At 60.2% G+C, this 24,015-nt stretch carries 24 protein-coding genes; 3 read left to right on the top strand and 21 right to left on the bottom strand.

All coding sequences use genetic code 11. The annotated features are described in order from the left end of the window. Positions 1 to 8: 8 nt before the first annotated feature. The 6 genes from acpP to PMI36_RS26715 form a co-directional block, all read right to left on the bottom strand. Positions 9 to 245: an acyl carrier protein gene (gene acpP, locus PMI36_RS26690; RefSeq protein ID WP_003175607.1), complete on the bottom strand. Its 237-nt coding sequence runs from the start codon at positions 243 to 245 to the stop codon at positions 9 to 11. Positions 246 to 436: 191 nt separating this feature from the next. Beyond that, positions 437 to 1,180 carry a 3-oxoacyl-ACP reductase FabG gene (gene fabG / locus PMI36_RS26695; protein WP_007942004.1) on the bottom strand — a complete coding sequence of 248 codons (744 nt, stop codon included), beginning with the start codon at positions 1,178 to 1,180 and terminating at the stop codon, positions 437 to 439. A 16-nt stretch (positions 1,181 to 1,196) separates the two neighbouring features. Further along, positions 1,197 to 2,135: an ACP S-malonyltransferase gene (fabD, locus tag PMI36_RS26700; RefSeq protein WP_008067777.1), complete on the bottom strand. Its 939-nt coding sequence runs from the start codon at positions 2,133 to 2,135 to the stop codon at positions 1,197 to 1,199. A 125-nt stretch (positions 2,136 to 2,260) separates the two neighbouring features. After that, positions 2,261 to 3,271: a phosphate acyltransferase PlsX gene (gene plsX / locus PMI36_RS26705; protein WP_081499222.1), complete on the bottom strand. Its 1,011-nt coding sequence runs from the start codon at positions 3,269 to 3,271 to the stop codon at positions 2,261 to 2,263. Positions 3,272 to 3,275: 4 nt separating this feature from the next. Further along, positions 3,276 to 3,458 carry a 50S ribosomal protein L32 gene (gene rpmF, locus PMI36_RS26710; protein WP_003179396.1) on the bottom strand — a complete coding sequence of 61 codons (183 nt, stop codon included), beginning with the start codon at positions 3,456 to 3,458 and terminating at the stop codon, positions 3,276 to 3,278. Between the two features lie 13 nt (positions 3,459 to 3,471). Further along, entirely contained in the window at positions 3,472 to 3,999 is a 528-nt protein-coding gene (locus PMI36_RS26715; RefSeq protein WP_004371317.1) for a YceD family protein, read from the bottom strand. A gap of 105 nt (positions 4,000 to 4,104) precedes the next feature. Here PMI36_RS26715 and PMI36_RS26720 point away from each other — a divergent pair, with 105 nt between their 5' ends. Beyond that, entirely contained in the window at positions 4,105 to 4,683 is a 579-nt protein-coding gene (locus PMI36_RS26720) for a Maf family protein (protein WP_008067773.1), read from the top strand. A 146-nt stretch (positions 4,684 to 4,829) separates the two neighbouring features. Here PMI36_RS26720 and sppA read toward each other — a convergent pair whose 3' ends face one another. Genes sppA through rluC form a run of 3 tightly spaced genes read right to left on the bottom strand, consistent with a single transcriptional unit; the run spans position 4,830 to position 7,457 of the window. Continuing rightward, the gene (gene sppA, locus PMI36_RS26725) at positions 4,830 to 5,819 is read right to left on the bottom strand and encodes a signal peptide peptidase SppA (protein WP_008067771.1); all 990 of its coding nucleotides are present in this window, start codon (positions 5,817 to 5,819) and stop codon (positions 4,830 to 4,832) included. Between the two features lie 26 nt (positions 5,820 to 5,845). Further along, positions 5,846 to 6,508, bottom strand: coding sequence for an HAD-IA family hydrolase (locus tag PMI36_RS26730; protein WP_008067769.1), 663 nt, complete (start codon positions 6,506 to 6,508; stop codon positions 5,846 to 5,848). Further along, a complete protein-coding gene (gene rluC / locus PMI36_RS26735; protein ID WP_008067767.1) occupies positions 6,495 to 7,457 on the bottom strand; it encodes a 23S rRNA pseudouridine(955/2504/2580) synthase RluC in 963 nt (320 codons plus the stop codon). Before rluC ends, PMI36_RS26730 begins: the two co-directional genes overlap by 14 nt. Positions 7,458 to 8,157: 700 nt before the next feature. On the opposite strand from rluC, the gene rne reads away from it, so the two are divergent. Continuing rightward, positions 8,158 to 11,349, top strand: a complete 3,192-nt coding sequence (gene rne / locus PMI36_RS26740) for a ribonuclease E (protein WP_008067765.1) — start codon at positions 8,158 to 8,160, stop codon at positions 11,347 to 11,349. Positions 11,350 to 11,533: 184 nt separating this feature from the next. Here the strand turns inward: rne and PMI36_RS26745 are convergent, their stop codons facing one another. The 12 genes from PMI36_RS26745 to PMI36_RS26800 all read right to left on the bottom strand — a co-directional run bounded on the left by PMI36_RS26745 (position 11,534) and on the right by PMI36_RS26800 (position 22,994). Beyond that, positions 11,534 to 12,127: a nucleotidyltransferase family protein gene (locus PMI36_RS26745; RefSeq protein ID WP_008067763.1), complete on the bottom strand. Its 594-nt coding sequence runs from the start codon at positions 12,125 to 12,127 to the stop codon at positions 11,534 to 11,536. Then, a complete protein-coding gene (locus PMI36_RS26750) occupies positions 12,124 to 13,107 on the bottom strand; it encodes an XdhC family protein (protein WP_008067761.1) in 984 nt (327 codons plus the stop codon). Before PMI36_RS26750 ends, PMI36_RS26745 begins: the two co-directional genes overlap by 4 nt. Beyond that, positions 13,107 to 15,428: a xanthine dehydrogenase family protein molybdopterin-binding subunit gene (locus PMI36_RS26755; RefSeq protein ID WP_008067759.1), complete on the bottom strand. Its 2,322-nt coding sequence runs from the start codon at positions 15,426 to 15,428 to the stop codon at positions 13,107 to 13,109. The genes PMI36_RS26750 and PMI36_RS26755 overlap by 1 nt, the downstream gene beginning before the upstream one ends. Next, a complete protein-coding gene (locus PMI36_RS26760; RefSeq protein ID WP_032830083.1) occupies positions 15,425 to 15,895 on the bottom strand; it encodes a (2Fe-2S)-binding protein in 471 nt (156 codons plus the stop codon). The genes PMI36_RS26755 and PMI36_RS26760 overlap by 4 nt, the downstream gene beginning before the upstream one ends. Before the next feature lie 245 nt (positions 15,896 to 16,140). Next, entirely contained in the window at positions 16,141 to 17,160 is a 1,020-nt protein-coding gene (gene murB / locus PMI36_RS26765; protein ID WP_008067755.1) for a UDP-N-acetylmuramate dehydrogenase, read from the bottom strand. Beyond that, a complete protein-coding gene (locus tag PMI36_RS26770) occupies positions 17,157 to 17,621 on the bottom strand; it encodes a low molecular weight protein-tyrosine-phosphatase (protein WP_008067753.1) in 465 nt (154 codons plus the stop codon). The genes murB and PMI36_RS26770 overlap by 4 nt, the downstream gene beginning before the upstream one ends. Beyond that, on the bottom strand, positions 17,621 to 18,385 hold the full coding sequence (kdsB, locus tag PMI36_RS26775) for a 3-deoxy-manno-octulosonate cytidylyltransferase (protein ID WP_008067752.1): 765 nt from the start codon (positions 18,383 to 18,385) through the stop codon (positions 17,621 to 17,623). Before kdsB ends, PMI36_RS26770 begins: the two co-directional genes overlap by 1 nt. Beyond that, positions 18,382 to 18,567 (bottom strand): Trm112 family protein, encoded by a 186-nt coding sequence (locus PMI36_RS26780; RefSeq protein ID WP_003179363.1) that lies wholly within the window; start codon positions 18,565 to 18,567, stop codon positions 18,382 to 18,384. The genes kdsB and PMI36_RS26780 overlap by 4 nt, the downstream gene beginning before the upstream one ends. Before the next feature lie 25 nt (positions 18,568 to 18,592). Beyond that, positions 18,593 to 19,603 (bottom strand): tetraacyldisaccharide 4'-kinase, encoded by a 1,011-nt coding sequence (lpxK, locus tag PMI36_RS26785; protein ID WP_008067749.1) that lies wholly within the window; start codon positions 19,601 to 19,603, stop codon positions 18,593 to 18,595. Beyond that, entirely contained in the window at positions 19,603 to 20,031 is a 429-nt protein-coding gene (locus tag PMI36_RS26790; protein ID WP_007904055.1) for an ExbD/TolR family protein, read from the bottom strand. The genes lpxK and PMI36_RS26790 overlap by 1 nt, the downstream gene beginning before the upstream one ends. After that, positions 20,028 to 20,663: a MotA/TolQ/ExbB proton channel family protein gene (locus tag PMI36_RS26795; RefSeq protein WP_008067747.1), complete on the bottom strand. Its 636-nt coding sequence runs from the start codon at positions 20,661 to 20,663 to the stop codon at positions 20,028 to 20,030. Before PMI36_RS26795 ends, PMI36_RS26790 begins: the two co-directional genes overlap by 4 nt. Before the next feature lie 96 nt (positions 20,664 to 20,759). Next, positions 20,760 to 22,994: a DNA internalization-related competence protein ComEC/Rec2 gene (locus PMI36_RS26800; RefSeq protein WP_008067745.1), complete on the bottom strand. Its 2,235-nt coding sequence runs from the start codon at positions 22,992 to 22,994 to the stop codon at positions 20,760 to 20,762. A 136-nt stretch (positions 22,995 to 23,130) separates the two neighbouring features. On the opposite strand from PMI36_RS26800, the gene PMI36_RS26805 reads away from it, so the two are divergent. Continuing rightward, on the top strand, positions 23,131 to 23,646 hold the full coding sequence (locus PMI36_RS26805) for a DUF2062 domain-containing protein (protein WP_008067743.1): 516 nt from the start codon (positions 23,131 to 23,133) through the stop codon (positions 23,644 to 23,646). Positions 23,647 to 24,015 lie beyond the last annotated feature (369 nt).

The following is a 24,015-nucleotide window of genomic DNA, read 5'->3' as shown; positions in this document are numbered from 1 at the left end:
AAAAACTATTACGCCTGGTGGCTGGTAACGTAGTCGATTGCTGCTTGTACAGTAGTGATCTTCTCAGCTTCTTCGTCAGGGATTTCGGTCTCGAATTCCTCTTCCAGAGCCATCACCAGCTCAACAGTGTCAAGGGAGTCGGCACCCAGGTCTTCAACGAAGGAAGCAGTGTTGACCACTTCTTCTTCTTTAACGCCCAGTTGCTCAGCAACGATTTTCTTGACGCGCTCTTCGATGGTGCTCATACCTTGTTTTCACTCCTAATGGACAAATTCAGGCAGCTGGCCGGTGGGTAAGTGTATAGAAAGACTTTTCAGTTTTTCAACTGAAAGCTTCACTCCTCAAACCCGGCGACCCTCTGTCTATAAATAGATTGCAGCTTTATAACGGATTTTAGACAGCTCGTATGACATTTTTTTGAAGCAATCCGTCACATTTAACTCATGTACATCCCGCCGTTCACCGGGATTGTAGCCCCAGTAACGTAAGCCGCACCGTCGGATGCAAGAAAAGCGACCACAGACGCGATCTCTTGAGCTTGCCCCAGACGACCCAGCGGAATCTGCGTCTGCAAGGCTTCACGCTGCGCCTCAGGCAGTTCACGGGTCATATCGGTGTCGATGAACCCAGGGGCTACCGAGTTTACCGTAATCGAACGCGAACCGACTTCACGCGCCAATGCACGGCTGAAACCTTCCAGACCGGCCTTGGCGGCAGCGTAGTTTACTTGGCCTGCGTTGCCCATGGCACCCACAACCGAACCAATACTGATAATTCGTCCCCAACGGGCTTTGGTCATGCCGCGCAAAACGCCCTTGGACAGGCGGAACAAGCTGTTCAGGTTGGTATCGACAACGTCATGCCATTCGTCGTCTTTCATGCGCATCATCAGGTTATCGCGGGTGATACCGGCATTATTGACCAGGATCGCCGGCGCACCGAATTGCTCCTGAATGCTCGCCAGCACGGCCGCTACGGACTCATCGCTGGTGACATTGAGTTCCAGACCAGTGCCCTGAATACCATTTTCTTTCAGGGTCGCAGCGATACGCTCGGCCCCCGAAGCGGAAGTCGCGGTGCCGACAACAATGGCACCCTGACGACCCAATTCCAGAGCGATAGCCTGGCCGATACCACGGCTGGCACCGGTGACCAGTGCAACTTTACCTTGCAGACTCATGCAAGCTTCTCCTTGTTCAGGCCAGCGCTGCGCGGGCGGCAGCGAAAGCGTCTGGGGTATTGAGGTTAGAGGTCGACACGCCTTCGGCGCAACGTTTGTTCAGACCGGCAAGCACTTTACCAGGGCCGCACTCGACCAGTTGGGTCGCACCCTTGGCGGCCAGCGTCTGGACCGATTCAACCCAGCGTACAGGCTTGTAGAGCTGTTCGAGCAGATCGCGCTTGAGGGTTTCCAGATCGGCCGGCACGGTGGCGCTGACGTTCTGTACCACAGGGATCTGCGGCGCCTGCCAGTCGATCGCCGCGATCGATTCGGCGAACCGCTCGGCGGCTGGGCGCATCAATTCGCAGTGGGACGGCACGCTGACCGGCAATGGCATGGCGCGCTTGGCGCCACGTGCCTTGCAGCCTTCGATGGCGCGCTCGACCGCCGCCTTGGCGCCAGCGATCACTACCTGGCCCGGGGAGTTGAAATTGACCGCGCTCACCACTTCGCCTTGCGCCGCTTCGGCACAGGCTGCCAGCACGTCGGCATCTTCCAGACCAAGGATCGCGGCCATGCCGCCCTGCCCGGCCGGAACAGCCTCTTGCATCAGCTGACCGCGACGCTCTACCAGTTTCACTGCGTCGCCCAGGCTCAGACTGCCTGCAGCCACCAGAGCGCTGTACTCGCCCAGGCTGTGACCGGCAACGTACGCCGGACGCGCGCCGCCTTCAGCCAGCCACAGACGCCACAAGGCGATCGAGGCGGTCAGAATGGCCGGCTGGGTTTTATCGGTTTGATTGAGTTGTTCTTCCGGCCCTTGCTGGGTCAGTGCCCACAGGTCGTAACCCAGAGCATCGGAAGCTTCTTTGAATGTTTCGAGGACCACCGGATGTTGCGCGCCCAACTCGGCCAGCATGCCGAGGGACTGCGAACCCTGTCCTGGAAAGACGAATGCGAGGGAAGCAGACATGTAACAAGCCCCTAATGATCTTGTCGTCGGAGAATTGACGCCCCGTTTGTGGGACGCAAGAAACTCACAGTTGGATGGCCCATTGAACTGAGCGGTCACATTTAAGCATTGTCCGACGAAAACGCCTAAGGCAACAAATCTTCCAGGCGCCCATGAAGCCGCTCCGGCAGGTTTTCCTGGATCTCGATCAGCGCTCGCTGTATCGCACTCTGAAAACCCTGCACCCCCGCCGAACCGTGGCTTTTCACGACAATTCCCTGCAAACCGAGGAAACTTGCGCCGTTATGTCGTGCCGGCGCCAACTCGGCCTGCAAGCGCTTCATCAGCGGCAGCGCCAGTGCGCCCACCACTTTCGACGCGAAATTTTTCTTGAATAACGCCTCGATGCGCCCGGCAATCATGGTCGCCAGGCCTTCGCTGGACTTGAGCAGGATATTGCCGACAAAGCCGTCACACACCACAACATCCGCCTCGCCACGGTACAAGCCGTCACCCTCGACAAACCCGATGTAATTGATGCCACGAGCATTCTGCAACAACGTAGCCGCCAGTTTGACCTGCTGATTGCCCTTGATGTCTTCGGTGCCGATGTTCAGCAATGCGACCCTCGGGCGAACGATACCCAGGGTTTCTGCCGCGACCGACCCCATCACTGCAAACTGCAACAAGTGCTCGGCAGTGCAATCGACATTGGCACCCAGATCGAGCAACTGGCAGTAGCCCTTCTGCGTCGGAATGGCCGCGATCATTGCCGGTCGATCGATGCCCGGCAAGGTCTTGAGCACAAACCGTGACAATGCCATCAGCGCGCCGGTATTGCCGGCACTGACACAGGCCTGGACCTTGCCGTCTCGCAGCAACTCCAGCGCCACGCGCATCGACGAATCAGGCTTGCCACGCAAGGCCTGGGCAGGTTTTTCGTCCATGGTGATGACTTCGGACGCCGGCACAATCGACAGGCGCGCGCGATCCACAGCCGATTGGCTGGCGAGCAGTTCTTCAAGAAGGGAGGGTTGACCGACAAGGGTCAGGTGCAGCGAGGGTGTAGCAGACAGACAAGCAAGGCTGGCCTGAACAATGCTGCGGGGACCGAAGTCCCCGCCCATTGCGTCAATCGCGATGACTTGAGCGGACAAGTGATTACTCGTCAGCGCCCTTGTCGATCACTTTACGGCCACGGTATACGCCTTCTGGCGATACGTGGTGACGCAGGTGAACTTCACCGGTGGTTTTTTCTACAGACAGGGTGCTAGCCTCGAGAGCGTCGTGCGAACGACGCATGTCACGGGCAGAGCGGGATTTTTTGTTCTGCTGAACAGCCATAATTGATTAACTCCTAAACGTTTGGGTCACGCTTTAACTGCGCCAATACACTGAACGGGTTGGACCGCGTTACCTCGTCCTCGCTCGGTTCGGGCTCATCGAGACCCGCCGGCTGCTGGCATTCTTCCGGATGATGAGCAGGCACAATGGGCAAGGCGAGCAGAAGCTCCTCCTCGATCAGTGACTGCAGATCCAAAGGATCTTCGCCCAGTTCCAGCACGTCATAACCTTTCGGCAACGACTGGGTATTCGCACCCTCCTTCACCACAGCATAACTGCATTCGCTATGGATCGGCAGGGTGACCAGCTCAAGACAACGCTGGCAAACCATTTTGACTTCGGTGTCGATAAAGCTGTGAATTACCACAGATTTACGTTCATCTCGTTCAAAAACGAATTTAGCCTGCACCGTACCGACAGTATCGGAAAGCGGGTCGCAGAGTCTCTCCAAATCGGCCAGCAGCAGTTCACCTTGAAGGGTGGTGCCACGGTCAGCCAATTTGCGCGGGTCAACGTGAGGTGGAATCGGGTCATTCAACATAGGCGCAGCATTATAGGGATGCCCCCAGCCATGTCAAAGGAAATTCAGCCCTGCCCGTCACTTGAGCCTGCGCTAGAATTCGCCCCTGCCCTTTTGGAGATGCGCATGCTGCCTTTATTACTCGCTTCAAGCTCGTCCTATCGCCGGGAACTGCTGGCCCGCTTGCAGCTGCCGTTCACGTGCAGCTCGCCGGATATCGACGAAAGTCATCGCCCGGGCGAGCCAGCCATCGAACTGGTAAAGCGCCTCGCCGAAGAAAAAGCCCGTGCACTGGCAGGCAGTCATCCTGACCATCTGATCATCGGCTCGGATCAGGTCGCCGTACTCGGCGGGCGGATCATCGGCAAGCCTCATACCTTCGAAAAGGCCCGTGAACAACTGCTGGCATCCAGCGGCGCCAGCGTGACCTTCCTGACCGGCCTGGCACTGCTCAATAGTCAGACCGGCCACTGCCAGGTCGACTGCGCGCCCTTTACCGTACACATGCGCACACTCGACGCAGCGCGCATCGAACGCTATCTGCGCGCTGAACAGCCCTATGACTGCGCTGGCAGCTTCAAGGCCGAAGGTTTGGGGGTGAGCTTGTTTCAAAGCACCGAAGGCCCTGACGCCACCAGCCTGATCGGCCTGCCGCTGATTCGCCTGGTGGACATGCTGCTGGCCGAAGGCGTGCAGATACCTTAAAGATCAAAAGATCGCAGCCTCGTTTCACTCGACAGCTCCTACATTGAAATGCGTATCCCTTGTAGCAGCTGTCGAGTGAAACGAGGCTGCGATCTTTTGACTTAAAAAAAACCGGCAAAAGCCGGTTTCTTTATGCAGCCAGACGATCAGCGCAGCGAAGGCCCCTGAAAGCCCATCCACATTGCCAAATGCTCAGCCACGCTGGCCCCGAGCTTTTTCGAGAAGCGATCGAATGGCGACTCCTCAACAGTGAAATCCACCAGCTCTTTCTCGCCGATCACATCACGGGCAACCGAACTGGCATTGCCCAGCCCATCGATCAAGCCCAGCGACAGGGCCTGCTCACCCGACCAGATCAGCCCGGAGAACAGCTCCGGATGCTCTTTATCCTTCAGGCGATCACCACGACCCTTCTTGACGCTATTGATGAACTGCTGATGGGTGGTATCGAGCACGCTCTGCCAGAATTGGATTTCCGCGGGCTTCTGCGGCTGGAACGGATCGAGGAACGATTTGTGCTCCCCAGACGTGTAGGTACGACGCTCCACACCCAACTTCTCCATGGTCCCGACAAAACCGTAGCCGGCCGCCGTCACACCAATGGAACCCACCAGGCTCGCCTTGTCGGCGTAGATCTGATCCGCGGCGCTAGCGATGTAATAGGCACCGGAAGCGCCCAGATCCGAGATCACCGCATAAACCTTGGTATCTGGATGCAGACCGCGCAAACGACGGATCTCGTCGTAGACATAACCCGACTGCACCGGACTGCCGCCCGGGCTGTTGATTCGCAGAACCACACCCTTGACCTTCTTATCCTCGAAGGCTGCACGCAGACTGCCGACAATATTGTCGGCACTGGCCGGCTCTTTGTCGGCAATCATGCCCGTTATATCGATCAGCGCCGTGTAGCCAGAGCCGAGACTTGCGCCTTTCTCCATGCTTATCATCGGCGATAACAGAACCAACAAGCCGAACAGGTACAGAAAAGTCAGCGACTTGAAGAATATCCCCCAGCGACGGGACCGTCGCTGCTCCTGCACGCCAGCGAGCAAGGTTTTTTCCAGTAGCTTCCAGCTTTTCTCGTCGCCCGTTTCCGCACTCGCCTTGGCGGGCGCTTTCCATTCGTCGGTCATGCCATGTACCCCAGCAAAAAAACCTATTAAACCCGCTGATTCAGCCAGGCGTGCAACTCTGAAAAACGATCGATGACCAGTTTCGGTTCGAACAGCTTCAAGGCTTCGATTGATTGAGCGCCATAGCTGACCGCCACCGAATCCACGCCCGCGTTGCGCGCCATCTGCAGGTCGAACGACGAATCGCCGACCATCAGCGCCTGCTCCGGACGAACCTCGCAATGGGCGAGAATCTGCTCAAGCATCAGCGGATGGGGCTTGCTGGCGGTTTCATCAGCGGCGCGGGTGACATCGAAATAATCCTCCCAGCCGTGAGACTTCAGCACCCGATCCAGCCCACGACGAGCTTTGCCGGTCGCTACTGCCAGATGATACCCCTCGACACGAAACGCTTCGAGAGACTCGACAACGCCCTCAAACAGTGGCGAAGGCACGGCTTCCGACGCAATGTAGTGATCCGCATAGTGCTGACGGAATGCTACCAGTTCGGAGTCGCCAATCTCGGGATACAGGGTGCGAATCGCTTCCGGCAAGCCCAGACCGATAATGCCTTTGACGGCAAAATCATCACGCAACTGAAAACCGGACCGCTCGGATGCGACATGCATCGCCTCGACAATCCGACCAATGGAGTCAGCGAGTGTGCCGTCCCAATCGAAAATCAGCAGCTTGTAATCAGTAGGGTGCACTCAAGCGCTCCACGGTTTTGGCCCACATCTCATCGACCGGCGCCTGCAACTTGAGCTCACCGCCATCAGGCAGCGGCACCGTCAGCATGTAGGCGTGCAGAAACAGACGCTTGCCGCCGAGATCACGAATCTCTTTGCTGAAACCTTCATCGCCGTACTTGGTATCACCAGCAATGCAATGTCCGGCATGCAGAGTATGGACGCGAATCTGGTGAGTGCGACCCGTGATCGGCTTGGCTTCGATCAGGGTAGCGAAGTCGCCAAAACGACGCAGGACCTTGAACACGGTCACAGACTCCTTGCCCTCATCCTCGTCCACCTCGACCATGCGCTCGCCGGAGCGCAGATTGCTCTTGCCCAGCGACGCACGGACTTGCTTGATCGAGGTCGCCCAGTTGCCGCGCACCAGCGCCATGTAGCGCTTATCGACGCCATCGCCGCGCAATGCCGTGTGCAAGTGGCGCAACATGCTGCGCTTTTTGGCAATCATCAGCAGGCCGGAGGTATCACGATCGAGACGATGAACCAGCTCGAGCTCCTTGCAATCGGGACGCAACTGACGAAAGGCTTCAATCACGCCGTAGGTCAAGCCACTGCCACCATGAACCGCAATGCCGCAAGGCTTGTTGACCACAATCAGCGCCTTGTCTTCATAGACAATCGCGGCCTCGAGCCGCTGCAGCAGACCTTGGGCCAGCGGCACAGGTTCGTCGCGCTCAGGCACGCGAACCGGCGGCACGCGCACGATATCGCCCGCCTGCAGCTTGTATTCGGGCTTGATCCGACCTTTGTTCACCCGCACTTCGCCCTTGCGCAAAATGCGGTAAATCAAGGTCTTGGGCACGCCTTTGAGCCGAGCGAGAAGGAAGTTATCAATACGTTGGCCGGCATATTCCGGCGAGACCTCCAGCAGTTGTACGGCTGGGGTCGAAGGGGCAGTAGTCGTCATGGCGCCGATGATAACAATTTTTTATGGAATTGAAGCACTTAATCATTGCTGCTATAGTCGCGAACGCCGCCAAAAGTGGCCTGGACAGCGGACTAACGGTCAAAAACCGGCCCTGACCAACGCAATTCACGAGGACGAGAGGCCGTCCTACGGGGCTTTCGCTACGTAACGGCAGAGTTTGCAGTTGTAACGAGCGCAGGTGACATAAGGCCTGAATCATGCCGCAAAGCAGAGTTTTCACTCGCCTTCCGAGCAAATATTCACGGCCAGTTCACAAAGTGCAGTCAGCTGCGAACGACCCCGAGCGAACGCTTCGGAAACACCGCCTAAATTAGCCATGATGCGTGACCTCCCCTTTCGGAGCTCACGGTAAATGCCAACCCGCTGCGGATTCTGCGCGCGGCAGCACCCGAATTATCAGGGATACGTGTAGGGTGGAGATGCACAACCGCTGGACTGTGTAGCAATAGGCTTTATCAAGACGCTTCATCTCGTCCACAGCCGCCGGTTGATTCCTCCTCCTGACTGAGTGCTTAAGTAGCCACAGCAAGCAGGACGCGTACGTCGCGACACCGGCCCAATTGGCCGGGGTTCGCTAGACACTGGAGTGGCCAACCACTCCTGACGCACCTGACACCGACCGTGAGAAGTCGTGTGTGCCGAACGCCGTTTCCGGCAGCCCGGAAACCGACGGTACTACATGAAAAGAATGCTGATTAACGCAACTCAACCCGAAGAGTTGCGTGTTGCACTGGTAGATGGCCAGCGCCTCTACGACCTGGACATCGAATCCGGTGCACGCGAGCAGAAGAAGGCCAACATCTATAAAGGCCGGATTACTCGCATCGAACCAAGCCTTGAGGCTGCCTTTGTCGATTTCGGCTCTGAGCGCCACGGCTTCCTGCCCCTCAAAGAAATCTCCCGCGAATACTTCAAGAAAGCCCCCGAAGGCCGCGTCAACATCAAGGACGTCCTGAGCGAAGGCCAGGAAGTCATCGTTCAGGTCGAAAAAGAAGAACGTGGCAACAAGGGCGCCGCCCTGACCACTTTCATCAGCCTGGCCGGTCGTTACCTGGTGCTGATGCCGAACAACCCGCGTGCCGGCGGTATCTCCCGTCGCATCGAAGGTGAAGAGCGCAACGAACTGCGTGAAGCCCTGAACGGCCTGGTTGCCCCGGCCGACATGGGCCTGATCGTTCGCACTGCCGGCCTTGGCCGCAGCAGCGAAGAAATGCAGTGGGACCTCGATTACCTGCTGCAACTGTGGACTGCCATCAAAGAAGCTTCGCTGGATCGTTCCGCGCCGTTCCTGATCTACCAGGAAAGCAACGTGATCATCCGCGCCATCCGCGATTACCTGCGCCAGGACATCGGCGAAGTACTGATCGACAGCGTTGAAGCCCAGGATGAAGCCCTGACCTTCATTCGTCAGGTGATGCCGCAGTACGCCAGCAAAATCAAACTGTACGAAGACAGCGTTCCGCTGTTCAACCGTTTCCAGATCGAAAGCCAGATCGAAACCGCCTTCCAGCGCGTCGTCGAACTGCCTTCCGGCGGCTCCATCGTTATCGATCCGACCGAAGCCCTGGTGTCCATCGACATCAACTCGGCGCGCGCCACCAAAGGCAGCGACATCGAAGAAACCGCACTGCAGACCAACCTTGAAGCTGCCGAAGAAATCGCCCGTCAGTTGCGCTTGCGCGACATCGGTGGCCTGATTGTCATCGACTTCATCGACATGACCCCTGCCAAGAACCAGCGCGCCGTGGAAGAGAAAGTCCGCGAATGCCTGGAAGCCGACCGCGCTCGCGTGCAAGTCGGTCGCATCTCGCGCTTCGGCCTGCTGGAAATGTCCCGTCAGCGCCTGCGTCCATCCCTGGGCGAAAGCAGCGGCATCGTCTGCCCGCGTTGCAACGGCACCGGCATCATCCGTGACGTTGAATCGCTGTCGCTGGCGATCCTGCGCCTGATCGAAGAAGAAGCCCTGAAAGACCGCACCGCCGAAGTTCGCGCACAAGTGCCGATTCCGGTTGCAGCTTTCCTGCTCAACGAAAAACGCAACTCGATCACCAAGATCGAACTGCGCACCCGTGCCCGCATCGTCATTCTGCCGAACGATCACCTCGAAACGCCGCACTTCGAAGTTCAGCGCCTGCGCGATGACAGCCCGGAAGCCGCGGTCGGCCAGTCCAGCTACGAAATCGCCGCTGCCGCTGCCGAAGTCGAAGAAGTCCAGCCAGCCGCCGCGACCCGTACCCTGGTTCGCCAGGAAGCCGCAGTCAAGACGGCTCCGGCCCGCGCCAACGCTCCGGTTCCGACCGAAGCCGTCGCGGCTCCGGTGGCTGCACCGGCCGTAGCCCCGGAGCCAAGCCTGTTCAAAGGCCTGGTGAAGTCGCTGGTCAGCCTGTTCGCCACCAAGGAAGAGCCTGCTGCGCCGGTTGTGGTTGAAAAGCCAGCCGCCGAACGCCCTGCTCGCAACGAAGAGCGCCGTAACGGCCGTCAACAGAGCCGCAACCGTAATGGTCGCCGCGATGAAGAGCGCAAGCCTCGTGAGGAACGTGCACCGCGTGAAGAACGCGCACCACGTGAGCCACGTGAAGCCCGCGAAGAAGCTCCAGCAGTTGCCCAGGAACGCGCTCCGCGCGAAGAGCGCGCACCACGCCCGCCTCGTGAAGAACGTGCACCGCGCGCCCCGCGTGAAGATCGCAAGCCACGTGGCGAGCGTGAAGAACGTCCGGTTCGTGAATTGCGCGAGCCTCTGGATGCCGCTCCGGCCGCCGCTGCCAACGCTGAAGAGCGTCCAGCCCGTCAGCCACGTGAAGAACGCGCTCCACGCCCACCGCGTGAAGAACGTCAGCCACGTACCGAGCAAGCCGCTGCTGCCGTTGCTGAAGAAGAGTTGACCACCAACGAAGAGCAACTGCAGGAAGACGGTCAGGAAGGCGCCGAAGGCGATCGTCCACGCCGCCGCTCCCGTGGTCAGCGTCGTCGCAGCAACCGTCGTGAGCGTCAACGCGATGCCAACGGCAACGTGATCGAAGGTTCGGAAGAGTCCGAATCGGCTGAAAACGCCGAAGCACCAAGCGCTGCCGATCTGGCCGCCGGCCTGGCTGTTACCGCAGCCGTTGCCAGTTCCGTGATCAGCGCTCCCGCTGAAGCACAAGCCAACGAGCAAGCTGAACGCGCCACTGCCGCCACGCTGGAAACTGCTCCGGTTGAAGCTCCAGTGGTTGAAGCGACCACGCCGGTAGAAGTTACCGCCGCTCCGGAAATCGAAGTGGCACCGGTTCGTGAAGCACAGCCTGAAGTTGAAGCTGCCGCTGAGCCGGCCGTCGTCGCTGAACCAGTGGCTGCTACCGAGCCTGTGGTTGAAGCACCGGCTGAACCGGTCCGTGAAGTTCGCGAAGAGCAAACCACGTTCAACTGGGTTGCCGAGCCACCTGTAGCGGTCGAAGCTCCAGCGCCAGTCGCTGAAGCCCCGGTTGCTGAAGCCATGGTTTCCGAGCCAGTAGTCGCTGCTGCCGAGCCTGCTCCGGTGGTTGAAGCGCCGGTGGTTGCCGAAGTGGCCGAACCAGTGGTTGAAGCCGCCCCTGTCAGCGCCCTGACCCCAAGTGGCCGCGCGCCGAATGACCCGCGTGAAGTGCGTCGTCGCAAGCGTGAAGCCGAGCGTCTGCAGAAAGAAGCCGAACTGGCTGCCACTGCTGCTCCGGCCGCTGCCGAGCCAGCCCCTGTTGTTGCTGAAGTTGTCGAGGCAGCCCCTGCCCCGGCCGCTGAAGTCGCTGCCGAACCGGTTGAATCCGCGATCGACGAAGCACCGCGCTCCGTTCAGGAAGCGGTAGAGCAACACGAGCAAGCCCAGGAAAAAGAGCACGAGCCTAAACCCCTCGCCTGATTCCATCGGCCACTAAAAAGCCCCGCCTGGTGATCCAGGCGGGGCTTTTTTTATGCCCGAAAACAACACACATACCCTGTGGGAGCGGGCTTGCTCGCGAAAGCGGTTTAACATTCAACATCTATGCAAGCAGGCCCACCGCTTTCGCGAGCAAGCCCGCTCCCACATTGGATCTGCGCCAAAGCTACTTAAAGGTCAACGCCTCTGGCACATCCACATCCCACAACACCCCGGGATCCTCCACCGCCACCTCGACCACCCTCGCCTGTGCAAACAGCGACTTGGCACCGTGATCACCGGTCAACGCCATCAACCCTGGACCGAAGCTTCGCCCGAACCCCACCGGATGCCCATATTGCCCTTCATGCACCGGCACGCTGATCGCATCATCGGCAATATTCGCAACAACCTGTTCAATGCTGGACGGCAGGATAAACGGCATGTCCCCCAGCATGATGAGCCAGCCAGCGAGTTGTGAGCACGCCGCCACACCCGCCGCAATGCTGTCGCCCAGACCGGTCGACTCGATCCGCACAATCTCGCAGCCATAGGCCTGAGCCATGCGAATCACTTGCGGGCGATCCGCCGTGGTCACCAGTACGCGTTTCTCAAGCGTGGCCGGCAGATTCACCAGCACCTGCTCGATCACCGAATGCACGGTGACGCCGTCACGAGCTGTGCAATCCACCAGCAGCTTGTCCTTGTCGTCGCCCGCTACCTGTCGAAACCGACTGCCCTGCCCCGCGGCCAGAACGATAACGCCGATGGAGTCGCTCATACGCCCTCCTGCAACGGCCTCTTCTGTTTCAGCTCGACGCCGTTCTTGATCGCCACAATTTCGGCCAGCAGCGACAAGGCAATTTCCGCCGGTGTATGGCTGCCGATTTGCAAACCGATCGGGCCGTGCAAGCGCTCGATGGCCTGTTGTGACAAGCCTAGCTGAGCCAGGTTGTCCCGGCGCTTCTGGCTATTGACCCGCGAACCCAGCGCACCGACATAAAACGCCTTGGAGTCCAGCGCCGTGAGCAGCGCCATGTCATCCAGGCGCGGATCGTGGGTCAAAGCGACGATGGCGGTACGTTCGTCGGTCTGGATGGTCAGCACCGCTTCGTCGGGCATGCCCGGGACGAAGCGACCGTGTTGCTCTTCCCAGCCATAGACGAACTCGGTGCGCGGATCGCAGATCAGCACTTCGAAATCCAGCAGCCGCGCCATCTCGGCAACGTAGCGCGACAGTTGTCCGGCGCCGATCAGCAGCAACCGCCAGCGCGGACCATAAATGGCGCGCAAGGTCTGTCCGTCAAACACCAGCACATCAGTCTTGCTCGCTGGCTGCAGAATCACTTCACCGGTCGCCAGGTTCAACTCACGCGCAACGATTTCATGCGCCTCGCAGCGCGTCAGCAATTCGGCAACCCACGCCGGATCACCGACGCGCTCCTCGGTCAGGCGCAACGTGCCGCCGCACGGCAAACCAAACCGTGCGGCCTCCTCACGGGTGACGCCGTAGGTAATCAACTGCACCGGCGGCCCATCGGCCGGAATACGGCCATCGTGCAGCCGGGCAATCAGATCATCCTCGACGCAGCCACCGGACACCGAGCCAATCACCACGCCATCTTCACGCAAGGCGAGCATGGCGCCAGGTGCCCGGGGCGCGGTGCCCCAGGTCTGGACCACGCTGTACAACATCACCCGCTGACCGGCGCGGCGCCATTCCAGCACGCTGCGCAGGACGTTCAGATCGACGCTGTCCATCAGGCTTGCGCCTTCTGCCAGCCTTGCAACTGATAGCGTACCGGCAGATTACGGATGCGCTTGCCGGTGGCGGCGAAGATTGCGTTGCACAGCGCTGGCGCAATCGGCGGCACGCCCGGCTCACCGACTCCGCCCAACGGCACATCGCCCGGTGGCGTGACCAGATGCACGGCGACTTCCTTCGGCGCCAGGGACATGCGCGCCACTTCGTACATGTGGAAATTGTCCTGCTGGACCTTGCCGTCCTTGAAGCTGATTTCCCCCAGCACCGCGTTGCCCAGGCCCATCACGCAGGCACCTTCGAACTGCGAGCGAATCCGCTCAGGGTTAATCTGCGGGCCGCAATCCACGGCGATGTCAGCCTTGTGCACGATCAGCGTGCCATCATCTTTGACTTCCACCTCGATCACCGCCGCCACATAAGTGACAAAACTATAGTGCACCGCCAAGCCCAGACCTCGGCCCTTGGGCAACTCACGCCCCCAACCGGCCGCTTTGGCGGCGGTTTCCAGTACGGTGCGCATCCGTGCAGTGTCGATTGGATAACGCTCGGGAGATTCGCCGTAGTTCCACTCTTCACTCAAGGTGCGCGGATCGATCTGACGGTCCGGGCCGAGCAATTTGATCTGGTACTTGAGTGGATCCTGGCCAGCCTTGTGGGCCAGTTCATCGACAAAGCTCTGAATCGCAAAGCCGTGGGGAATGTTCGACACCGAGCGATACCAGCCGACCCGGGTATGGACTGTCGCTTCAGGGTTTTCCAGGCGCACGTTGGGAATCGCATAAGCCATGTTGGTAAAGCCCATGCCCAGTTCGAAAGCCGCCTCATGGTTCATGCCCGGCGCGAACAGTGCGGTGATACTCGGCGCCACCGTGCGGTGCAACCACCCGGACGGCAGGCCGTCCTTGTTCAGGCTGGCCTTCAGGTATTCGGCAGACACGGTGTGGAAATAGGAGTTGTGGATGTCGTCTTCACGGGTCCATTGCACCCGCACAGCCTTACCCGGGAACTCCTTGGCCAGGATCGCCGCTTCAACGACGAAGTCTGGCTTGGATTTGCGACCGAAACCGCCGCCGAGCAAGGTGACGTTGAACGTGACGTTATCGAATGGAATGCCGAGGCGCTCGCCGATCCGTTCGCGGGTGACTTGCGGGGCCTGACTTGGGGCCCAGGCTTCGCACACGCCGTCCTTGAAGCGGGCGATGGCGACCATCGGTTCCATTGGCGATTGCGCCAGGTGCGGCAGGTAGTAAGAGGCTTCGAGGGTGCTGTCGGCGCTGCTCATGGCCTGATCGATGCTGCCGGTATTGCGCACCACTTTGCCGGGTTTGAGGGACGCGGCTTCGAGTTCCTTGCGGTAGGCGATCGAGTCGTAACTGGCGTTGGGGCCGTCATCCCATTCGATTTTCAGCGCTTCGCGGCCCTTGATAGCGGCCCAGGTATTGCTGGCCACCACGGCCACGCCGCCCAGAGGCTGAAATTCGGACGGCAATGGTCGGCTTTCGATTTGCAGAACCTTGATTACGCCCGGGACTTTCATCGCGGCGCTGGCATCGAAGGATTTGACCTTGCCACCGTAGACCGCTGGACGCGCGATGGTGGCGAAAAGCATGCCGTCGAAATGCACATCGGCGCCGTAGACTGCCCGGCCGTTGACGATGTCCGCACCGTCGATGGCCTTGGTGCCTTCCTTGCCGATGTAACGGAATTCCGATGGCTGCTTGAGCCGTAGGCTGTCTCGGGCCGGCACCGCCAGTGCACCGGCAGCAGCGGCCAATGCGCCGTAGCCCAGTTCACGACCGGTCGGTTGGTGAATGACTTTATGCAGTTGCGCACGACACTCGCTGACCGGCACTTTCCACTGCGCGGCGGCGGCTTGCTCAAGCATGGTCCGCGCGGCAGCACCGCAACGGCGCATCGGCTCGTACCAGTGACGCATGCTGCGCGAACCGTCAGTGTCCTGGTTACCGAAACGCACTTCGTCGCCCGGGGCCTGTTGCACTTTGACCAGCGCCCAGTCGGCGTCCAGTTCATCGGCCACCACCATGCTCAGGCTGGTGCGCACGCCCTGGCCCATTTCCGAGCGATTGCAGACTACGGTCACGCTGCCATCGGCGGCGATGCTGACATAAACCTTAGGATCATCGATCCAGCCGTTGGGCATGCCGTCGGCGCCGAACTTCTTGTCTTTTTCGGCGGCGAGCGCGTCCTGCCAACCCCAGCTGGCTGCCAGCACCAGCGCACTGGTGGCGCCCACGCCTTTGAGGAAACCACGGCGGCTGAGGTTGCTTAGCGCAAAATCATTCGGTAACCGGCTCATGCCTTGGCCTCCTTCAGGTGAGTGGATGCCTGGCGGATGGCGGTCTTGATCCGGTTGTAGGTGCCGCAACGGCAAATGTTACCGACCATTGCCTCTTCAATCTGCTCGTCGCTGGGGTTCGGATTGGTTTTCAGCAGCGCGGTGGCTGACATGATCTGCCCGCCCTGGCAGTACCCGCACTGAGCCACGGCGCTGTCGAGCCAGGCTTGCTGGACGATTTTGCCAACCGGGTCGGCGTACAGGTTGTCGATGGTGCTGACGTTCTGGCCGACCACCGAGCCGATTGGCGTTATGCAACTGCGCGCAGGCGCGCCGTCGATATGAATGGTGCAGGCACCACACAGGCCCATTCCGCAGCCGAATTTGGTGCCGTTGTAACCCGCCACGTCACGGATCGCCCAGAGCAGCGGCATGTCCTCGGTGACATCGAGTTGATGATCTTGTCCATTGAGTTTCAGGGTAATCATGGGCACGCCCGCCATTTTTTCTCATAAGAGGTCGAGGTTATGGGGTCGAGCAATCTGTCGCTGGGTTCCTTCACGCAGATCGACTCAGGCTAATGGGCTCTCTTATGCGGACGGCGACGTCTGCATCGGGCCTTTGGTGGAGCAAATGCTTGCATCGTTAGGTGGCTAAGTTAACTGAGCATTAACAAAAAAGCCCTGCACATTGAAGATGTGCAGGGCTTTGGGATCAGCCTGAAAGCGTAGCCTCAATACTGATTGGGTTCCATTTCCAGGTCGACCTTGAATCGCTCCGAAATATCTTTCTGAATACGTTGCGCCAGGTTCAGCAATTGCAGGCCTGTTGCGCCGCCGTAGTTGACCAGCACCAGTGCCTGTAATTTGTGTACACCGGCATCGCCTTCGCGAAAGCCTTTCCAGCCGGCCCGTTCGATCAGCCAGCCCGCCGCCAGTTTCATTTGCCCGTCGGGTTGCGCGTAGGCCACCAGCTCCGGGTATTGCTCCTTGAGTTGCGCCACTAATGTCGCCGGCACCAAGGGGTTCTTGAAGAAGCTGCCGGCATTGCCGAGCACCGCCGGGTCCGGGAGCTTTTCGTTACGGATGCTGCAAATGGCCTGGCTGACATCGGTGGCAGTCGGGTGATCAATGCCCTGTTCAGTCAGGCGCTGACGCACCGGGCCGTACTCCAGATGCAGGTGTGCGGCGTGATCCAGGGCAAAACGAACGCGCAGGATCAACCACCGCCCCGGTTCCTGTTTGAACAGGCTGTCGCGGTAGGCGAAGTTGCACTCGGCCAGCGAGAAATCGCGCAGCTCGCCGGTCTGGCGATCGAGGGCCGTCAGGCCGGCAAACACGTCTTTGATTTCGACGCCGTAAGCGCCGATGTTCTGCATCGGTGCCGCACCGACAGTGCCGGGGATCAAGCTGAGGTTTTCCAGCCCCGACAGCCCTTGCGCCAAGGTGTGCTGCACAAACGGATGCCAAGGCTCGCCGGCCTCGGCTTCAATCACGACCTTGCTGCCGTCATCACTGAGGATGCGAATCCCGCGTGTAGCCATGCGCAGTACCAGCGCCTGCACATCAGCAGTCAGCAGCAAATTGCTGCCGCCGCCGATCACCAGCACGGGCACATCATGTTCCAACCCATAGGCCAGGGCTTCGCGCACGTCAGCATCGCTATGCGCCTCGGCAAACAGCCGGGCCTGAACGTCCACACCAAAGCTGTTGTACGGCTTGAGCGAAACCTGGGGTTGAAGCTGCAAACTCATAGCCGTCCCTTCAATTCGATCACCAGCAAATCGCTGGCGCGCTCGATCAGGTCCAGCACCTGTTCGAAACCCTGGTCGCTGTCGTGATAAGGATCCGGCACTTCATCGATTTCCGACTGGTAGCGACGAAGGAACAGGTCCAGCTCGGCCTTGCCCTTGGCCGGTTGCAGGGCCTTGAGGTGGCGCAGGTTGCTGTTGTCCATCGCCAGAATCAGGTCGTAGGTGGCGAAATCGGCGCGGGTCACTTGCTGAGCGCGCTGGGCGGACAGGTCGTAGCCGCGCAGTTTCGCCGCGGCCTGGCTGCGCTTGTCCGGGGGCTTGCCGACGTGCCAGTCACCGGTGCCGGCGGAGGCCACTTCGACTTGATCGGCCAGCCCCGCCTCACGCAGTTTGTGCCGCAATACGCCTTCGGCCGTGGGCGAACGGCAGATGTTGCCCAGGCAGACGAACAGAACCCGCATCAGGCCTCCAGCAAGCGACGAACGCGCTCGAGGTCTTCAATGGTATCGACACCGGTAGGCGGTGCGATCAGCGCATCGGCGACGTGAATCCGCACACCGTGCCAGAGCGCCCGCAGTTGCTCCAGAGACTCGGTGTTTTCCAGCCAGCACGGGCCCCAGGTGACGAAGTCCTGCAGGAAACCGGCGCGATAGGCATAAATGCCGATGTGGCGGCGATACGGCACGCCTTCCGGCAATTGCTCGCGGCTCTTGGCGAACGCGTCGCGAGCCCACGGCAAAGTGGCACGACTGAACGTCAGCGCCAGGCCATTGAGGTCGCTGACCACCTTGACCACGTTGGGGTTGAACAAGGTTTCCACGTCTTCGATCGGCTCGGCCAGGGTGGCCATGCGCGCTTCGGTGTGGGCGGCCAGGTTGGCGGCGACCTGATCGATCACGCTCGGCGGAATCAACGGCTCGTCACCCTGAACGTTGACCACAATGGCGTCCGGGGCCAGGCCCAGTTTCGCCGCGACTTCGGCCAGACGGTCGGTGCCGGAATTATGGTCTTCGCGCGTCAGCACCACGTCGGCACCAAAGCTTTTGCAGGCCTCGACAATGCGCGCATCGTCAGTGGCAACGACCACTTGCTGGGCACTGCTTTTGCTCGCTTGTTCCCAGACGTGCTGGATCATCGGCTTGCCGGCGATCAGCAGCAGGGGTTTGCCCGGCAGACGGGTGGAGGCATAGCGCGATGGAATGACAACGGTAAAGGCTGTGGTCATTTATCCAGACGCTCGTCGGTGGTCAGGGTGCGCGCTTCGCTTTCGAGCATCACCGGGATACCGTCGCGAATCGGGTATGCGAGGCCAGCGCCCTTGCTGATCAGCTCGGTTTTGTCGGCGCTGAGCTTGAGCGGGCCTTTGCAGACCGGGCAAGCGAGGATATCGAGCAATTTGGTGTCCATGAACATTCCCTGGATAGAAACGGATTTAAGGCAAAAGACGAGCCGGCAACAGGCGCATCAGCTGCGTATCGAACCAGGCCACGAAGGCCGGCGATGGCGCAGCATCGACCGCTAGGTACCACCAATCGGCGGCGGCGAAGGCACGGCACTTCACCGCGTCCTTTTCCGTCATCACCACTGGCAATGACGGTGTGAAATTCAAGGCCTGCACGCTGTACTCGGCGTGGTCGGCAAATGCATGCGGCACTGGCCGCCAGTGTAGCGTTTCGAGGGTCGTGAAGAAACGCTGGGGATTGCCGATCCCGGCCACGGCGTGAATAGCCTGGCCTGAGGGGAAGTGGTCAAGGGGCCGGCGTTCGCCGCTTTGCAGGTTGACCAGTGCCGTGGGTTGCAGCTGGAAGGCAAAACCGTCGATGCGGTCGGCCGTGGCACCGTTGTAAAGCACCGCATCGACGCTTTGCAGACGCTCGATCGGTTCGCGCAACGGCCCGGCCGGCAGGCAACGCTGGTTGCCCAGCCCCCGGGCGGCATCGATCAGCACCAGTTCCAGATGCCGGGCCAGCCGATAATGCTGCATGCCGTCGTCGGAGAGGATCAGGTCCAGCGGCTCGCTCGCCAGCAAGGCTTTGACTGCGCGGCTGCGGTCCGGATCGATCATCAGCGGCACGCCGGTGCGCTGGACGATCAGCAATGGCTCATCGCCCGCCACGTCCGCGCCTTGATCCGCCTCGACCCGCCACGGCAATTGCGCAGGTTTGGCGCCGTAACCACGGCTGACGACGCCAACGCGCAAACCGTTGCGCTGGCAATGCTGGATCATCCATAGAATCAGCGGCGTCTTGCCGGTGCCGCCCACCGTGATGTTACCGACCACGATCAACGGCACCGGCGGCTGATAGATCTCGCCCTCACCCGCCAGAAAGCGCTCGCGCTTGCCGATGACCACACGCCGATACAGCCATTCCAGAGGCTGCAGCAGCTTCAGCGCCGGATGGCCTTCGTACCACGCAGCGAGCAATCGATCGGACATGGCCATCAGGATGCCGGCGCCGCCTCGACAGTGGTCATGCGCAAGTGACTGAAACCGAGTTTGCCAGCAGCGTCCATTGCGGTGATAACGGACTGATGGGGGGTCTTGCCATCAGCGCTGATGGACAACGGCAGGTTGGTATCGCCATTGGATTCTTTTTGTAGCGCTTCCATCAGGCTGGTCAGGTCATTCTTGGGCAACAATTGGTTGTTGACCGAGAACACCCCTTCGGCGCTGATAGCGATGTCCAGTTGCTTGGCCTGCTGGTCTTCGGCCGGGGAACCGCTGACCGCTTCCGGCAGGTCGACGCGCAACTGGGTTTCACGGGTGAAGGTGGTGGTTACAACGAAAAACAGCAGCAGGATGAACACCACGTCGATCAACGACGCGAGGTTGATGTCTATCGTTTCCCGTGGTTTACGACGGAATTTCACGCTTTACCCTCAGCCAGATCCACGTCGCGGTCGCCCTGCACCACCTCAACCAGCTTGATCGCTTCCTGCTCCATGCCTACCACCAGCTCATCTATGCGGCGTTGCAGGAAGCGGTGGAAGAACACAGCCGGAATACCGACCATCAGGCCTGCAGCGGTGGTGATCAGCGCCTTGGAAATACCACCGGCCAGTACCGAGGCGTTGGTGCCCATGCCCGTGCCCATGAATGCACTGAAAATATCGATCATGCCCAGCACCGTACCCAGCAGACCCAGCAACGGGGCCATGGCAGCAATGGTGCCGAGGGCATTGATGTAGCGTTCGAGCTCGTGAATCACCCGCGCAGCGGCCTCTTCGATGCACTCTTTCATGATCTCGCGACCATGCCTGGAGTTCGCCAGACCGGCGGCCAGGATCTCGCCCAACGGAGAGTTGGCACGCAGTTCCTTGAGTTTTTCTTTATTGAGTTGTTTGTCCTTGATCCAGACCCAGACCTGCCCGAGCAAGTGCTCCGGGGTCACGCGGCTGGCACGCAGGGTCCAGAGACGCTCGGCAACGATCGCCATGGCGGCGATGGAACTCAGAATGATCGGCAGCATCATCCAGCCGCCGGATTTGACCAATTCCCACACAGTGACAGTCCCCTCGAAAAGTGCGCCACTCTAACATAGGGGGTGGACGCACCGAAGACCGCGATGTCGTATCCGGTCGGGCTTCGACAGTTCGGGTTACTGGCTGGATGGTGGCGGATCGCGCCAGAAGCGCCGTTCTTGAAGCATCGTCCACGGCGGCTTGAAGCGTCCCAGTTGCAGACGAATGGCACCTTGCTCGGCGCTGTCGTAGATCGCCACACCGCGTTTTTGATACCGCGCCACGACCGTGGGATGGGGGTGGCCGAAAGAATTGCCGTTGCCACGGGAGATCAGCACCGCGTTGGGTTGCAACACGCTGAGCAACGCCATCGAAGATGAACTGCGACTGCCATGGTGCGGGGCCTGCAACCAATCCGTCGGCACCGCCAAAGGACCGTCGAGCAGCGCCCGCTCGGCCGCGCTATCGATATCGCCAGTCAGCAGCAACCGCTCGCCATTGGCTTCGATCTGCAGCACACAGGACTTCTGATTGCTGTCGATGGCAGACGGCCACTGCCAGAGCTGAAACTTCACATCGTCCCAGGCCCATTGCCGACCGCTCTCGCAGCTCTCGGCGTGCAGTTCGTCTGGCAGGGCCTGGTGATCGCCGCTCAGTATTTGCTTCACCGGTATTCCATTGGCAATTGCTCGCGCACCGCCGGCGTGATCGGCGTCGGCATGACTGATCAGCATCAGATCGAGCCCGTTCACACCCAGTTTGCGCAATGACGGCAACACCACCCGCTCACCCAGATCGATATCGCCGAACCGTGGCCCGGCGTCATACAGCAAGGTGTGATGGCGGGTACGCACCAGGATTGCCAAACCCTGACCGACATCCAGTTGCCAGACCTCGGCCATGCCTTCAGGCAACATGTGCCGGGGCGAAAAAACCAGTAACAGCAGCATCGGCCAGCCCAACGGGCGCAACGGCACGCCTCGCGGCAATAACAGCAGAAAAGCCCCCAGTGTGCCGAGCGCCCATACCCACAACGGGACCGCCACCGGAACCCACGCGGGCAATTGCCCGGCGATCAACGCCAACCCCTTGAACAAAAGATCGATCAGACCGCCGGCCAACCACAGCAATCCTTCGCCCACATAAGGAACGGGCAACAACATCGTCCCAAGCAAGGCCGGCGGCAGGACCACCAGACTGACCCAGGGCACCGCCAGCAAATTGGCCAGCGGCCCGCTGAGACTGATCGGCAACCCCAGCACCAACAGCAGCGGGCACAGACCGATCGCGATCAGCCATTGAGCACGGGTCCAGGTTTGCCACCAGCGCCATGCCCCCAATCGGCCGCCAAAAGTGAAAATCAGCACCGCGACCGCTGCAAAGGACAACCAAAAACCCGGTTGCAGGCTCGCCAGCGGGTCCAGCAGCAAAACACCGTCAAGCGCCAGCAATAGCGGCCACCATGCGCCAAGGTGACGAAACCGTAGTCGCCACAACAGCACCAGACCGATCATCAGGCAGGCCCGCCGCACCGGCACCTCGAAGCCGGCCAACAGCCCATAACCGAGCGCCGCCGCGAACGCCAGCCCGCATGCCCATGGCAGCCACGGCAAGCGCTTGGGCCACAAACCATAACGCGCCAACCCGGCAATCAGCAGATACACCACTCCCGCCAGCAAACCAATGTGCTGCCCGGAAATCACCAACAAATGCACGGCGCCGGTGTCTTGCAGCACCTGCCAGTCCTCACGACTCAACCCGGCGCCATCCCCCAGCACCAACGCGGTCAGCGCCCCCGTTCGCCCTTGGGCATCCACCCCCTGCAAACGCTGGCGAATGCCGTCACGCCAGGCCCATTGCGCGTCCATCAGTCGCTGGCCATCCTTGACGGTCCCGGTGGCGCCGATGTGCCGGGCCAATAACCAGGCGTCGTAATCGAACGCATGCGGGTTGAGCAACCCGGCAGGACGCTTCAATTTGACCGCCAGCCGCCAATGCTCGCCGCTGTTGACGGGCGGCCCGCCATACCAGGCCAGACGCAGGTGCCGGGGCAGTCTGGTGCGACGCGACTGGCTGTCTGTCAGTTCGAAACGCACCACGCCCTCGGCCTGCTGCGGTAATCCGGTCACACGACCTTCGAGCCAGCGAGTCTCGCCATCGAGCGTCGCTGCCAGGCGATCATTCAGCGCCCACTGTGCATTCGCGCCCGCCCAACTGAAACCGAACAGAAAAAATGCCAAGGGAAAAGTTCGAAACGGCAACAACATCAAACCCACTACCGGCAACAACAACCACAACCCTGCCGGCGGTAATACCGGTAAAAAACGCAGGGCCAGCAAACCCAACGCCAGCGCCATCATCCCTGTGCGCATAAGCCCGTCCTTGAGAGTCCCCTCCCTAGGCTTAGCCGGTGCGCCGCACGTACGTCGTTATCAATTGTCACAAAGTCTGAATGGGCGGCTCGTAGAATCCAGACATACTTGCCGCCTGAACCGACCGAGAAGCCTTATGCCCCGGCGCTTATTCAAACGTTACATGCCAGACCCGACCAGCATCAGGGAACACAAATCCTTACGCTTTCTCGGCACCCTGCTGCATGACCCGAACCTCTGGCACCTCAATCGCCACTCCGTCGCGCGGGCCATGGCGGTCGGTCTGTTCGCGGCATTCCTGCCCGTCCCGTTGCAGATGCTGTTAGCGGCCATCCTTGCCATTGTGGTGCGCGGCAACATGCCGATTGCCGTCAGCCTGGTCTGGCTGACCAACCCGATCACCATGCCGGCGGTGTTCTTTTGCACTTACCAGACCGGCGCCTGGCTGATGGACGTTCCCGCCCGCAGCCTGCCGGATGAGTTGACCTGGGAATGGATCAGCGGCGAACTCTCGAGCCTGTGGCAACCGTTCTTGCTTGGTTCGGTGGTGACGGGGTTGGTGCTGGGTGCCCTCGCCTATTGCCTGGTGATGATGTATTGGCGCTGGTGGGTTGGGCGGCAGTGGAAGCGGCGTAAGAAAAGTCGAATGTGAGAATGTAAAACGGCCTCCGCTGGGAGGCCGTTTTTTTTATACCGATGGTTTGGTCGGGGACATATCCATTACCGCGGTGACCCGGCTCTTGGTTGCGTTCATATCCGTTTCTGCGGTCACGGCCACTGGCGGTTATCGCCCGTCTTTGTAGGAGCGAGGCTTGCCCGCGAAGGCGGCCTGATAGTCGACTGGGGTCTTTGATTGTGTACATATCCGTTCCTGCGGTCACGGCGGCCGACGGTTATCGCCCGCCCTTGTAGGAGCGAGGCTTGCCCGCGAAGGTGGCCTGATAGTCGACTGGGGTCTTTGATCGGGTACATATCCGTTTCTGCGGTAACGGCCGCCTATGGTTTCGCTTTTACAGCGAGT

It is taken from the genome of Pseudomonas sp. GM79, from assembly GCF_000282495.1.
Classification (GTDB): domain Bacteria; phylum Pseudomonadota; class Gammaproteobacteria; order Pseudomonadales; family Pseudomonadaceae; genus Aquipseudomonas.
This window is presented reverse-complemented; position numbering and strand designations above follow the sequence as displayed.